Annotated in this window: 13 protein-coding genes and 1 pseudogene; 7 read left to right on the top strand and 7 right to left on the bottom strand. The window is 70.6% G+C overall.

The genetic code is table 11. The features are described 5' to 3' along the window. The coding region (locus tag A7A76_RS21725; protein ID WP_206413263.1) for an energy transducer TonB at positions 1-231 on the top strand (231 nt) is incomplete at its 5' end. A gap of 71 nt (positions 232-302) precedes the next feature. On the opposite strand, the pseudogene A7A76_RS26995 reads toward A7A76_RS21725, so the two are convergent. The 5 genes and pseudogenes from A7A76_RS26995 to serC all read right to left on the bottom strand — a co-directional run. Further along, a pseudogene (locus A7A76_RS26995) lies at positions 303-386 on the bottom strand (DUF6053 domain-containing protein); the annotation flags it as partial. An 86-nt stretch (positions 387-472) separates the two neighbouring features. Continuing rightward, a complete protein-coding gene (aroA, locus tag A7A76_RS21720; RefSeq protein WP_206413262.1) occupies positions 473-1,792 on the bottom strand; it encodes a 3-phosphoshikimate 1-carboxyvinyltransferase in 1,320 nt (439 codons plus the stop codon). Further along, positions 1,789-2,958 carry a histidinol-phosphate transaminase gene (gene hisC, locus A7A76_RS21715; protein ID WP_206413261.1) on the bottom strand — a complete coding sequence of 390 codons (1,170 nt, stop codon included), beginning with the start codon at positions 2,956-2,958 and terminating at the stop codon, positions 1,789-1,791. The genes aroA and hisC overlap by 4 nt, the downstream gene beginning before the upstream one ends. Further along, positions 2,955-4,169 (bottom strand): prephenate dehydratase, encoded by a 1,215-nt coding sequence (pheA, locus tag A7A76_RS21710; RefSeq protein WP_206413260.1) that lies wholly within the window; start codon positions 4,167-4,169, stop codon positions 2,955-2,957. Before pheA ends, hisC begins: the two co-directional genes overlap by 4 nt. Positions 4,170-4,234: 65 nt before the next feature. Beyond that, positions 4,235-5,320, bottom strand: coding sequence for a 3-phosphoserine/phosphohydroxythreonine transaminase (gene serC, locus A7A76_RS21705; RefSeq protein WP_206413259.1), 1,086 nt, complete (start codon positions 5,318-5,320; stop codon positions 4,235-4,237). Between the two features lie 195 nt (positions 5,321-5,515). Between serC and msrP the strand changes: the two genes are divergently transcribed. Both msrP and msrQ read left to right on the top strand, forming a co-directional pair. Then, the gene (msrP, locus tag A7A76_RS21700) at positions 5,516-6,487 is read left to right on the top strand and encodes a protein-methionine-sulfoxide reductase catalytic subunit MsrP (protein WP_206413258.1); all 972 of its coding nucleotides are present in this window, start codon (positions 5,516-5,518) and stop codon (positions 6,485-6,487) included. Positions 6,488-6,489: 2 nt separating this feature from the next. Next, complete coding sequence (gene msrQ, locus A7A76_RS21695) at positions 6,490-7,182, top strand: protein-methionine-sulfoxide reductase heme-binding subunit MsrQ (RefSeq protein WP_206413257.1); 693 nt, start codon at positions 6,490-6,492, stop codon at positions 7,180-7,182. Positions 7,183-7,427: 245 nt separating this feature from the next. Here the strand turns inward: msrQ and A7A76_RS26095 are convergent, their stop codons facing one another. Continuing rightward, positions 7,428-8,231: an FHA domain-containing protein gene (locus A7A76_RS26095; RefSeq protein ID WP_206413256.1), complete on the bottom strand. Its 804-nt coding sequence runs from the start codon at positions 8,229-8,231 to the stop codon at positions 7,428-7,430. A gap of 165 nt (positions 8,232-8,396) precedes the next feature. On the opposite strand from A7A76_RS26095, the gene A7A76_RS21685 reads away from it, so the two are divergent. Then, positions 8,397-8,672 (top strand): polyhydroxyalkanoic acid system family protein, encoded by a 276-nt coding sequence (locus A7A76_RS21685; protein ID WP_206413255.1) that lies wholly within the window; start codon positions 8,397-8,399, stop codon positions 8,670-8,672. 410 nt (positions 8,673-9,082) lie between these two features. Here A7A76_RS21685 and A7A76_RS21680 read toward each other — a convergent pair whose 3' ends face one another. Then, entirely contained in the window at positions 9,083-9,805 is a 723-nt protein-coding gene (locus tag A7A76_RS21680; protein ID WP_206413254.1) for an FFLEELY motif protein, read from the bottom strand. A 272-nt stretch (positions 9,806-10,077) separates the two neighbouring features. On the opposite strand from A7A76_RS21680, the gene A7A76_RS21675 reads away from it, so the two are divergent. The 3 genes from A7A76_RS21675 to A7A76_RS21665 form a co-directional block, all read left to right on the top strand. Continuing rightward, positions 10,078-11,403, top strand: a complete 1,326-nt coding sequence (locus A7A76_RS21675) for a patatin-like phospholipase family protein (RefSeq protein WP_206413253.1) — start codon at positions 10,078-10,080, stop codon at positions 11,401-11,403. A 166-nt stretch (positions 11,404-11,569) separates the two neighbouring features. Continuing rightward, a complete protein-coding gene (locus A7A76_RS21670) occupies positions 11,570-12,151 on the top strand; it encodes a phasin family protein (RefSeq protein ID WP_206413252.1) in 582 nt (193 codons plus the stop codon). A gap of 403 nt (positions 12,152-12,554) precedes the next feature. Next, a partial coding sequence (locus A7A76_RS21665; RefSeq protein WP_206413251.1) for a restriction endonuclease occupies positions 12,555-13,204 on the top strand: 650 nt, incomplete at its 3' end.

The following is a 13,204-nucleotide window of genomic DNA, read 5'->3' as shown; positions in this document are numbered from 1 at the left end:
CCGGCCGCGGCGCTGCGCCGCGGCGAAGGCGGCACCGTGGTGCTGCGGGTCAACGTCGGCGCCGACGGCCGCGCCGACGAGGTCGCCGTGGCCCGCCGCAGCGGTTCGCGCGAGCTCGACCGCGCCGCGATGGTCGCGGTGCGCGACTGGCGTTTCAAGCCGGCGACGCGCAATGGGCGCGAGGTCGCGTCGGTGGTGGAGCAGCCGGTGGAGTTCCGGCCGATGCAGTGACAGCTTCGCGCGATCCGAACGCAGAGCGTCGGGACTGAAGTCCCTCCCACGGAGCGGTTCGCGTTTGCTGTTGTGGGAGGGCCTTCAGGCCCGATGCTTGTGTCACAGGTCGCGGCGATCCGGCCGAAAGGCATCGGGCCTGAAGGCCCTCCCACAAAAGAAAAGAATGTCGGGCCTCAAGCCCATCAAAAAAAAGCGGCCCGAGGGCCGCTTTTTTGCGGTTACAGCGGCGATGCTCGGCTCAGGCGTGGCCCACCCGCATCCCCGCCTTCGCCGCCAGGGCTTCGAAGCCAGGGAACGAGGTCGCCACATTGGCGACATCGCCGATCCGCACCTCGCCCGCCGCCAACTGCGCCGCCACCGCGAAACTCATCGCGATGCGATGGTCGCCGTGGCTTTCCACCGCGCCGCCGCGCAACGCGCCGCCGTCGACGATCGCGCCGTCCGGCGTTTCCTCGATGTTCGCGCCGAGCGCGCGCAGGCCCGCGGCCATGGTCGCGATGCGGTCGGACTCCTTGACCCGCAGCTCGGCCGCGCCGCTGACCACGGTGCGGCCTTCGGCGACCGCCGCGGCGACGAACAACGCCGGGAACTCGTCGATCATGTCCGGCACCAGCGCCTGCGGCACTTCGACGCCGCGCAGGCGCGCGTGGCGCACGCGCAGGTCGGCGACCGGCTCGCCGCCTTCGCTGCGCGGATTTTCTTCGACGATGTCCGCGCCCATCAGCCGCAGCGCCGACAACAGGCCGGTGCGGCGCGGGTTCATGCCGACCGCTTCGAGCAACAACTCCGAACCCGGGACCACGCTCGCCGCGACCAAAAAGAACGCGGCCGAGGAGAAGTCGGCCGGCACCGCGACCTCGGTCGCGCGCAGCGCGTGGCCGCCGCTCAGGCGCGCGTAGCCGGGCGAGAACTCGATCGGCCAGCCGAACGCGGCGAGCATGCGCTCGGTGTAGTCGCGGGTCGGGTGCGGTTCGTGCACCACGGTCTCGCCCTGCGCGTACAAGCCGGCCAGCAGCAGCGCCGACTTCACCTGCGCGCTGGCGACCGGCAAGGTGTATTCGATCCCGCGCAGTTCGCGGCCGCCGTGGATGCGCAGCGGCGGCAGGCCGCCCTCGTGGGTGTCGATGCGCGCGCCCATCGCCGCCAGCGGCTCGGTCACGCGCCGCATCGGCCGCTTCGACAGCGAGGCGTCGCCGATCAATACGCTGTCGAAGGCCTGCCCCGCCAGCGCGCCGGCGAGCAGGCGCATGCCGGTGCCGGCGTTGCCGCAGTCCAGCGCCGCGTCGCTGCCGCGCAGGCCGCGCAGGCCGACGCCGTGGACGATGCGCTCGCTCGCGCTCGGCGTTTCGATGCGCACGCCCAATCGCTCGAACACGCGCGCGGTGGCGCGGGTGTCCTCGCCTTCGAGAAAACCGGTGACCCGGGTGACGCCGTGCGCGAGCGCGCCGAGCATCACCGCGCGGTGCGAGACCGACTTGTCGCCCGGCACCCGGATCGAACCGCGCAACGCGGCGCCCGGACCGGCGGTCCAGGCCTGGGAGGAATCGCTCGCGCTCATGCCAGCACTTGGTCCAATGCCGCCAGCAGGCGGCGGTTCTCGTCGGCAGAGCCGACGCTGATGCGGATGCAGTCGCCCAGGCCGTAGCCGCCCATCGGCCGCAGGATCACCCCGCGCGCGACCAGCGCGGCTTCCACCTGCGGCGTGCGCGCGCCGAATTCGGCCAGGACGAAGTTGGCCTGCGACGGGAACGCGCGCAGGCCGCGCCGGTTCAAGGCCTCGGCCAGCGCGGCGCGCTGCTCGGCGTTGCGCGCGCAGGCCCAGCGCAGATGGTCTTCGTCGCCGAGCGCGGCCTCGCACGCGGCCAGCGCCGGGCCGTTGACGTTGAAGCTCTCGCGCAGGCGGTCCATCACCGCGATCAAACCCGGCTGCGCGATCAGATAGCCCACGCGCAGCCCGGCCAGGCCGTAGGCCTTGCTGAAGGTGCGCGTCACCGCGACGTTGGGATAACGATCCAGCACGCTCAGCGCGCTGGCGTAATCCGGCGCGTCGGCCATCTCGGCATAGGCCTCGTCCATCACCACGATGACCTGCGGCGGGATCTTGTCGAGGAATTCGACCAGCGCCTCGCGGCCGAACCAGGTGCCGGTGGGATTGTTCGGATTGGCCACGTACACCAGCTTGGTGTCGGCGCCCACCGCCGCGGCGAGGGCGTCGAGGTCGTGCCCGCACGGCATCGCGGCCTCGCGCGGCAACGCGTCGACGATGCTCATGCGCGCGCCGGCCGCCTGGGTCGCCAGCGCGAACACGGCGAAGCCGTAGCGCGAGAACACCACTTCTTCGCCCGCGCCGGCGAACACCTGGCCGAGCTGCATCAGCAGTTCGTGCGAGCCGTTGCCGAGCAGGATCTGCTTCGTATCGACGCCGTGCTTGCGCGCCAGCGCGCGCTTGAGGTCGCCGCCGAGCGGATCGGGATAACGGTGCAGCGCGTGCAGCGAATCCAGGATCGCCGCGCGCGCGGCCGGCGACGGGCCGTAGGGATTCTCGTTGGAACCCAGCTCGACCAGGTTCGCCTCGCCGTACTGCCGGCGCAGCGCGACCAGGTCGTGGCCCGGGTCGTAGGCCTTGAGCCGCTGCACGCCCGGCTGGGCGCGCGCGGCGAACCACGCTTCGTCGAACGCCGGCGCCGGGGAGGCGCCGGGCGTTTGCAGTGCCGGCTCGCTCATGCGATCGCCACCGGGTAGGACCCGAGCACCTTGACCTCGTGGGCGAGCTCCGCGAGTTCCTCCAGCGCCTCGCGCATCGCGTCTTCCTCGACGTGGCCGCCGATGTCGACGAAGAACGCGTACTGCCAGCGGCCGGTGTGGCCGGGGCGCGACTCGATCCGGTTCATGCTCAGCCCGCGCTTGGCGAACGGCGAGAGCACGTTGTACAGCGCGCCGGGCTGGTCCTTGATGAAGATCAGCAGCGAGGTGCGGTCGTTGCCCGAAGGCGAGAACAGTTCGCGGCCGATGACCAGGAAACGCGTCGTATTGTCAGGTCTGTCCTCGATCGGCCCCGCCACGCTGCGCAGCCCGTACACATTGGCCGCGGCGACGCCGGCGATCGCCGCCGCGTCGTCGGCGTTGCGCGCGCGGCGCGCGGCCTCGGCGTTGCTCGACACCGGAATCTTCTCGGCCTTCGGCAGGTACTGGCGCAGCCAAGCCTTGCACTGGGCGAACGACTGCGGATGCGAATAGACCCGCTCGATGTCCTCGATCCGGCCGCCGCGCGAGAGCAGGTGCTGGTGCACGCGCAGCTCGACTTCGCCGCAGATCTTGAGCTTGGAGGTCAGGAACATGTCCAGCGTCGACTGGATCGTGCCCTGGGTGGAGTTCTCCACCGGCACCACGCCGAAATCGGCGCTGCCGGCCTCCACTTCCTGGAACACTTCCTCGATGCTGGCCAGCGGCAGGCCGTGGATCGAATGGCCGAAGTGCTTGTACACCGCCTGCTGCGAGTGCGTGCCTTCCGGGCCGAGGAAGCCGATCTTCAGCGGCTCCTGCTGGGCCAGGCAGGCCGACATGATTTCGCGGAACAGCCGCACCAGCACTTCGTCGTTGAGCGGGCCGTCGTTGCGGTCGACCACCCGGCGCAGCACCTGCGCCTCGCGCTCGGGGCGGTAGTAGTCCACCGCGGCGGCCAGCTTGCCCTTGGCCTTGCCGACCTGGTTGGCGAACTGGGCGCGCTCGGCGATGAGCTGCTGGATGTGGCGGTCGATGCCGTCGATGCGCGTGCGCAGCGTGGCCAGGTCGGGCACGGCGGCGGCGGGTTCGGCGGGAGCGGCGGCCGGTTCGGCCTGGGCCTTGGCGGCGGCTTTCTTCTTGTCCGCGCCCTTGCCGGCGGGAGCCTGGGTCTTGGCCGCGGCCGGCTTGTTCTTGCTGGATTTGGTGGTCATTGCCTTGAGTCTTGTCTAGGGCGACCGCGGCCGCTGCCCGCACGGGCAGCGGCCGGCGCGGTCGCTCACCCGTGTCTTTGTTGGAAGTCGCGCATGAAGGACGCCAGAGCCTGAACCCCCGCCTCCGGCATCGCGTTGTAGATCGACGCGCGCATGCCGCCCAGCGCCCGATGGCCCTTGAGCGAGATCAGCCCGGCCGCTTCGGCTTCCTTGAGGAAGGGCTTGTCCAGCGCTTCGTCCTTGAGGAAGAACGGCACGTTCATGCGCGAGCGCGCGGCCGCGGCGACTTCGTTGCGGTAATAGCCGCCGGAGTTGTCGATCACCTCGTACAGCAGGCCGGCCTTGCGCGCGTTGCGCCTGGCGAACTCTTCCACGCCGCCTTCGGCCAGCATCCACTTGAACACCAGGCCGGCCAGGTACCAGTTCCAGGTCGGCGGGGTGTTGAGCATGGACTCGCCCTTGACGTGCGAGCGGTAGTCGAAGATGTCCGCGCGCGGCTGGCCGGCGCGCTCGAGCAGGTCGCGGCGCACGATCACCACGCTGACGCCGACCGGGCCGAGGTTCTTCTGCGCGCCGGCGTAGATCACGCCGAACTTGGACACGTCCAGCGGCTCGGCGGCGATCGAGGAGGAGAAGTCGGCCACCAGCGGCACATCGCCGACGTCGGGGATGTCGCGGAACTCGACGCCGTGGATGGTCTCGTTGGCGGTGTAGTGGACGTAGGCCGCGTCCTTGGACAGGTTCCACTCGGCCCGCGCCGGGATGTCGCGGAAGCCGCCGGCCTCGCCGTTGGCGGCCACGTTCGCGCTGACATAAGGCTTGACCTGCTTCAATGCGGTCTTGCCCCAGTGGCCGGTGACCACGTAATCCACGGCCTGGCCGGGGTTGGCGAAGTTCAGCGCGATCAGCGCCTGCTGCGCGGTCGCGCCGCCCTGCAGGAACAGCACGGCGTAGTCGTCGGGGATCGCCATCAGCGCGCGCAGGTCGCGCTCGGCCTCGGCGGCGACCTGGATGAACTCGGGGCCGCGGTGGCTGAGTTCGACGATCGAGGCCCCGGCGTTGTTCCACTCCAGAAGTTCCGACTGCGCCTGCAGCAGGACCGGTTCGGGCAGGGTCGCGGGACCGGCACTAAAGTTGAAAGCGCGGGACATCGGTAGCTCCGTGGCAGTTGGGGGTGGCCCCTGAGTATGCCGCAGTGCAGCACCGCGTGTACGTGTCGTTACCCGCGCAACTTTTGCCGCGCCGGGTGCCTCTATGGAATGAAACGGTCCGTAGTTCGTCTTACCACCGTTCCCGGCGCGGCGCTCCCGCCGCACCGGCCCGCTGCCGCCGTTCGGAGCCGTCCCATGTCGTTGCGCGATGCCCTGACCATCCCCGCCTCCCAGATCACCGACGAGGCCGTCTACCGCGAGCGCCGGCGCCTGCTGGCGGCGCTGGCGCTGAGCCCGGCCCTGGGCCTGTCCGGCTGCGCCGGCGCCGAGGCCCCGCCGCCGCCGGGCGCCAGGCCGGCCAGCCCCGAACAGCTCAAGGCCGGGTTCCGCACCGACGAGACCCTGACCACCTACGCCGACATCACCGGCTACAACAACTTCTACGAATTCGGCACCGGCAAGGGCGACCCGTCCGCGGCCGCCAAGACCCTGCGCCTGAGCCCGTGGACGGTCGCGGTCGGCGGCGAATGCGCCAAGCCCGGCAAGCTGGCGCTGGAAGACCTGATCAAGGGGCTGGCGCCGCAGGAGCGGGTGTACCGGTTGCGCTGCGTGGAAGGCTGGTCGATGGTGATCCCCTGGCTCGGGGTGCCGCTGGGCGAGGTGCTCAAGCGCTTCGAGCCCAGTTCCAAGGCCAAGTACGTGGCCTTCACCACCCTCGCCGACCGCCAGCAGATGCCCGGCATCGCCTACCCCTCGATCAACTGGCCCTACCGCGAGGGCCTGCGCATCGACGAGGCCATGCACCCGCTGGCCCTGCTCGCCACCGGCCTGTACGGCAAGCCGCTGCCGCAGCAGAACGGCGCGCCGCTGCGGCTGGTGGTGCCGTGGAAGTACGGCTTCAAGAGCATCAAGTCGATCGTCGCGATCAACTTCGTCGAGCGCCGCCCGGCCACTGCCTGGAACTCGCTGCAGCCCGAGGAGTACGGCTTCTTCTCCAACGTCAACCCGAACGTCGACCACCCGCGCTGGAGCCAGAAGACCGAGCGCCGCATCGCCGGCAGCGGCAGCAAGCTGTTCGCCGAACGCATTCCGACCCGGCTGTTCAACGGCTACGGCGAGCAGGTCGCCAGCCTGTACGCCGGCATGAACCTCAAGACCTGGTTCTGAGCATGAGCGACGCCGTACCCGCCACCGTCGCGGCGCCCGCCGCGCGCCGCCCGGCCGCGCCGCGCAAGACCCCGCCCGGCGTCATCGCGGCCAAGGCCGCGGCCCACCTGCTCGCGCTGACCCCGGCGGCGATCCTGGGCTGGCAGATCTGGCAGGAATTCAGCACCGGCCAGGGCGGCCTGGGCGCCGACCCGGTGGCTGAGATCGAGCACCGCCTGGGCCTGTGGGCGCTGCGCCTGCTGCTGATCGCGCTGGCGGTGACGCCGCTGCGGCAACTGACCGGGCAGGCGGTGCTGCTGCGCTTCCGTCGCCTGCTCGGCCTGTACGCCTTCTTCTACGCCAGCCTGCACCTGGCCGCCTATCTGGTGCTGGACCTGCGCGGCTACTGGACCCAGATCTTCGAGGAGATCGCCAAGCGCCCCTACATCACCGTCGGCTTCCTCGCCTGGCTGCTGCTGATCCCGCTGGCGGTCACCTCGACCCAGGGCATGATGCGGCGCCTGGGCCGGCTGTGGGGGCGGCTGCACCAATTGGTCTACGCCATCGCCGTGCTGGCGGTGCTGCACTTCTGGTGGCTGGTGAAATCCGACATCCGCGAACCGGCGCTGTACGCCGGCATCCTCGCGGTCCTGCTGGGCTGGCGGCTGTGGAAGCGCCTGTCCAAGCGCGCGCCGAAGCGGCCGCAGCCGCTGTAGGAGCGACGCGAGTCGCGACCGCGGGGCTTCAAGCCTGCGTCGCAAGCGCGGTGGCGCGGTCGCGACTTGCGTCGCTCCTACAGGGGCTTTCCAGCCCCGGTCGCGCTTAAACGGCCGCAGCCGCTGTAGGAGCGACGCGAGTCGCGACCGCGGGGCTTCAAGCCTGCGCCGCAAGCGCGGTGGCGCGGTCGCGACTTGCGTCGCTCCTACAGGCAGGGACTTGAAGTTCGCAGGCGATCGAGGGGTCAGCGCGCGCCGTAGAGCAGCAACAAACCGAGCAGCCCCGCCATCACCACCGCCGCCAGCAGCAGCCACGGCATGCGCCGCACCGACGAGGGCAGCGCCGACGGCGGGGTGGGTTTGTCGTCGTTCGCCGCCTGCTCCTGGGCCAGTTGCGCCTGCAGCGCGTCGGCGGCGCTGAGCCGGCGGGTCGGCGCTTCGATCACGAAACGGTGCTGGCCGTCGAGCAGCAACTGGTCGCCGGGCTTGAGCAGTGCGTGCCGCACCGGCTGGCCGTTGACCACGCTGCCGTCGAGCGAACCCACATCGCGCAGTACCACGCCGTCGGCGTGCGCCTCCAGGCGCGCGTGGCGGTCGGCGAAGGCCGGCTCGTTGATGCGGATGTCGCAATCGCCGGCGCGGCCGATCACCTTGGGTTGCTCCAGGGTGTAGCAGCGGCCGTGATGGACGCCGCCGACGCCGCGCACGACCATGCGCGAATCGGCCGGAATCTCGACCCCGAACGGCGGCGCCGGCTCGGGCTTGTCGGCCACCAGCAGCAGCTCGACCCCGTCGATGAAGATCGCATCGCCGGGCCGCAGCATCGCCATGCGCTTGACCGGCCGGCCGTTGACGTGCAGCCCGTGCAGACTGTCGCGCACCTGCAGCCACACGCCGCGGCGGTCGACGCTGAATTGCGCGATCGCCGCATCGGCGTCGTCGACCAGCACGGTGCGGCCGGCCGAATCGCGGCCGATGGCGTGCACGCCCGGCTTCAACGCCAGGTCGCCATGCTCGCGGTTGGGGTATCGCAGTTTGAGGGCGCTCACCCGGCGGAAATCTAGCAGGTTGCGGCGCCAGGCACACCCTGCTGCGCGCGGCGGCGCATGAACGACGCCGGCGCCGGTCGCCGCGACCTGCGCGCGGGCGGCGCGGCGGACTTGGATGCGCCCGCCCCTGCCCGCACAATAACCGGCTTCCAGGGAGACCCAGACATGCCCAGCATCGATATCCAACACCCGCACTCGCTGGCCCCGGCCAAGGCCCGCAAGGCCGTCGAGGACGTGGCCAGGAAGCTCGCCGAACGCTTCGACGTCGAATACGGCTGGGACGGCGACGTGCTCAACTTCGCCCGCAGCGGCGTCGACGGCAAGATCGCGGTCGGCCCCGAACACCTGCGCGTGACCGCGCAGCTGGGCTTCCTGCTCGGCGCGATGAAGGGCCCGATCGAGGCCGAGATCCGCCGCGTGCTGGAAGAGAAGTTCAAGTAAGCGCGCGACCCGCGCCCGGCTGACCGAGCTCAAGCGCGCCCTCGAACCGAGGGCTGGCGGATCGAGGGCGAGTTCGGCCCGGACGAGCTGTTCTAGGCCGAACACGAGCGGATCGTCTGGCGGCTGAGCCGGACCGATGCGCGCGAACGGTTCAATTTCTTCCTGTTCGCACCGCTCGGCGGCCCGACCGAGCGGCCGGCCGATCTGGCCTACGTCGATGCGCACCCCAGCGGGCGCAGGCGCCATTTCGACACGATCGTCAGCGCGCAGCGGCGCGATAACCTGCCCGCATTCGTCAGCGCCCTGGGCCTGCTGTAGGAGCGGCGCGAGCCGCGACTGCGGGGCTTCCAGGTTGCGCCGCAAGCGTGTGACCCCGCGGTCGCGGCTCGCGCCGCTCCTACAGGGGGGCGCTAATCCAGATCGGGAAAAGGCTCGGGCTCGCCGTCGAACAGCCGCTGCGCCACCTCGCGCTCATCCGAGCCGATCTCGGCGATGAACTCGCGCACATCGCCCAATTGCGCGAACGCGGCGAAGCCGCGCTCCAGAAACCCCTGCAATTCCGCCAATCCGGCGGCCTTGGCCGGCCCGCGCGAGAGCTTGAGCAGGGTCAGGATGCCGGGCATGCGCACCGCCTTGCCCAGGCCCAGGCCGACGTTCTCGATCAGACCGATCTGGTGCTCGCGCAGCCGCGGCAGGCCGCAGGCGCGATAGGCCTGCGCGTACAACGCGCCGTCGAGCTTGCGCCGGCGCGGCGCGAGCGCGTGCAGGCGCTCGCTCATGCGCAGGTCGAAGGCCTGGGTCAGCAGGCCCAGCTCGATCGCATCGGCCACCGTCGCCAGCAACGGCCCGGGCAACAGCTTCTGCATCATCGGCAGCACCCGCGCGATGTCCGCGTCGCGGCGGCTGAAATCGCGGTCGTTGTAGACGTCGCTGAGGAAGAACTGCGCCGCCGGGCGCCGGCGCGGATCGCGCAGGAACCGGTCGAAGCTGGCTTCGAGCCGGCGCGCCTGCCATTGCCGCAACTCCGGCAGCCAGCGCAGGCGGTTGCGCGGCTCGCGCGCGGGATCGTGCAGGGCCTGATGGCTGGACAGCAGGCAGGCGATGCGGCGGCTGAGGTCGGATGTTCTGGACATCGCAGCCGATGATCGCGGCAGCCCCGCGCGCGGGCAAGAGCGACGCGCCCCCAAGACCGCAGCGCCCCCCAACCCCAACCACAAACCGCGACGAAAGCCTCGGGTCCGGGAGGTCTCCCCCCGGGACCATGCCAAAGGCCCGGTCCCGGGGGGAGACCTCCCGGACCCGAGGCTGCCCCCCACGCCCTTCGACCTTCGTACACCCCCGCTGGACGCCCCGCCCCGCTGGGCTACACTCGACCGACTACCGCCAAGGCCGTGCCGCCGATCACATGCTGTCACTCCATTCCGCCCGCCACCGGGCGAGCCGCAAGCCGGCGGCGAAAGGAAGCAAGAACACCGGCACCGCGAAACGCGCGCGCAAACCCGACGACGCCCCCGCCCAGCGCGACCCGTCCGCAGCCCCGCGCATCGGCCTGGCCATCGCCGGCGGCGGCCCGATCGGCGGCATGTACGAACTCGGCGCCCTGCGCGCCCTCGACGAGGCCATCGAAGGCCTCGACCTGACCCGCCTGGACTGCTACGTCGGCGTCAGCAGCGGCGCCTTCCTCGCCGCCGGCCTGGCCAACCGCATGGACACCGCCGAGATGTGCCGCATCTTCGTCACCGGCGACAGCGCCGACGTCGAATTCCGGCCCGAAACCTTCATGCGCCCGGCCTTCGTCGAATACCTCAAGCGCGCCGCCAGCTTCCCGCGCCTGGCCACCGAATGGTGGCGCGAACTGCTGTTCTCGCCGCTGGAAGCGCGCTGGTCGGACCTGATCACCCGCTTCGGCGGCCTGATCCCCAACGGCCTGTTCGACAACAGCGAAGTCGAACGCTTCCTGCGCGAAGTGTTCACCCGGCGCGGACGCAGCAACGACTTCCGAGAACTCGACGCCGAGCTGTACGTGGTCGCCGTCGACATCGACAGCGGCGACGCGGTGCGCTTCGGCGGCGAAGGCTGGGACGACGTACCGATCTCCAAGGCCGTGCAGGCCAGCGCCGCCCTGCCCGGCCTGTACCCGCCGGTCAACATCGAAGGCCGCCACTTCGTCGACGGCGCGCTGCGCCGGACCATGCACGCCTCCGTCGTGCTCGAACGCGGCATCGACCTGCTGATCGGGCTCAACCCGCTGGTGCCGTTCAACCACAGCCACGGCGCCGCGGTGGCCGAAGACAACAGCCTCGCCGCCGGCGGCCTGCCCGCGGTGCTGTCGCAGACCTTCCGCACCCTGCTGCAATCGCGCATGCAGGTCGGCCTGGCCCGCTACGCCCAGCAATACCCGGACATCGACCAACTGGTGTTCGAACCCAACGCCGAAGACCGCGAACTGTTCTTCACCAACGCCTTCAGCTTCTCCGCGCGCCGGCGCATCTGCGAGATCGCCTACCGCAACACCCTGGCCGACCTGCGCGCGCGCGCCGAACAGCTGGCGCCGATCCTGGCCGCGCACGGCCTGCGCCTGCGCGAGGACGTGCTGGCCGATCCCGAGCGTTCGATCCTCGACGGCATCGCCCCGCCCGCGCGCGACAGCGAGACCACCGCGCGCCTGCGGCGCGCGCTCGACGACGTGGATCGCCTGGTCGCTCGCAAGCGCCCGCGCAAGCGCGCCTGACGGCTTCAGAAACGGGAAGTTAGCGAATAGGAGTTAGGAGATAGCGAAAAGCGCTTTCGCTATCTCCTAACTCCTATTCGCTATCCGCTGCTCCCCGCTGGTGTGAATACTCTAGACAGCGGCCCCATCGTGAAGGCACAGCACTAACCTTAATCACAGGACGTCCATGGCCGCCAAGTTCAAGAAGACCGCGAAGAAGACCTCGGGCAAGACCCGCTCCGCCGGCGCCGCCGGCAAGGGCGCGGGCGCGCAGGAACAGGCCGAGCGCCTGTCCAAGACCCTGAGCGAATCGGCGCAGCAGATCTGGCTGGCCGGCGTCGGCGCGTTCGGCCGCGCCCAGGCCGAAGGCACCAAGCTGTTCGAAGGCCTGGTCAAGGAAGGCCTGAACCTGGAGCAGACCGCGCGCAAGTTCACCGGCGGCCAGGCCGGCGCGCTGCGCGACGCGGTCGAGTCCAAGGTCGGCCAGGCGCGCGAGCGCGCGACCGATACCTGGGACCGTCTGGAAAAGGTGTTCGAAGAGCGCGTGCAGCGCGCCCTGGTCAAGCTCGGCGTGCCGGGCCGCGACGACCTGGCCGAACTCAGCGAGCGCGTCGACGCGCTGACCGCCGAGCTGCGCCGCCAGGGCGGCGCCGCGCCGGCGCGCAAGCCGGCCAAGAAGGCCGCCAAGGCCGCCGCCGCGGCCAAGCCGGCCAAGGCCAAGGCGCCGCGCAAGGCCGTGGCCAAGCCCAAGCCGCCGGTCGCGCCCTGAGTTTCACGTCGCGGTCGCGGCAGCGTCCTAAGCGCTGACACGAACGCGCGGTATCACTGATCCGCCTTACCGCTTCACCGCCTCGCGCCGCTCGCGCGCGAGGCCCGCTTAAGCCCGCCAGTCCGCGCTTCCGTATGCTCCCCTCCCCTTACGGTTTCGGACTGGCGGGCTTTCTTACAAGCGCAGACAGCGTGCAGACACGCGGCGTGGGCGACCGAGCGTCGGCTCGCGTCGCGTTGCTGCGCGCTCGCCGCTCAAGCCTTTCACGGCCGCGCCGTTGCCGCGTTTGCTCGTGAACGGCAGACCCCGCACACATCGAATCCGCGAACTGCGTCGCAATTCGCGTGGAATTCATATGTCTGAAGCCGTATATCCTCAGCGTCTTTTATGGGCCTAGCGTTACATGTCGAGTTTCTCCCTGTGGTCCGCTGCCGCCGTCGCGCTGACGATCGGCCTGGGGTCCACCGCCTACCTGTGGTCGTATCGCCGCCATCGCACTGAAGTCGCCACCGGCATCGCCGGCCTGGCCAAGATGCGCTGGCGCGAATTCGCGCGCCTGATCGTCGAGGCGCTGCGCGATCGCGGTTTCGAGGCCGAGTCGGTGGAGGAATCGCTGGCCCGCGGCACCCAGGCCGAACTGCGCCTGATGCGCGCCGGCAAGCCCTGGCTGCTGTCGTGCAAGCTCGGCGACGGCGACTACAAGGTGCCGGCCGCGACCGTGGCCGAACTGGCCGACGCGGTGCGCTTCCACGGCGCCGCCGGCGGCCTGCTGGTCACCACCGGACGCTTCGACACCAACTCCGAGCGCGTCGCCGACGGGCTGGACCTGTACAGCGGCGAGACCTTGTGGGAACTGGTCGAACCGCAACTGCCGGCCTCGACCCGCCACGAAATCATCGCCGCGGCGCAGAAGCGCAGCATCCAGACCATCGTCGCCGCCTGGGCCGCGGCGATCGCGCTGGCGCTGATCGTCGGCTTCCTGGTGCCGCAACTGCTGCCCGACGAAGCGCCGGCGCCGCCGCCCGCAGCGGCCGGCACCGACGCGCCCGCCGG

This window comes from Lysobacter enzymogenes (assembly GCF_017168095.1).
GTDB classification, from domain to species: Bacteria; Pseudomonadota; Gammaproteobacteria; order Xanthomonadales; family Xanthomonadaceae; genus Lysobacter; species Lysobacter enzymogenes_D.
The sequence above is the reverse complement of the archived record's forward strand: the minus strand, read 5'-3'. Positions and strand labels throughout refer to the sequence as shown.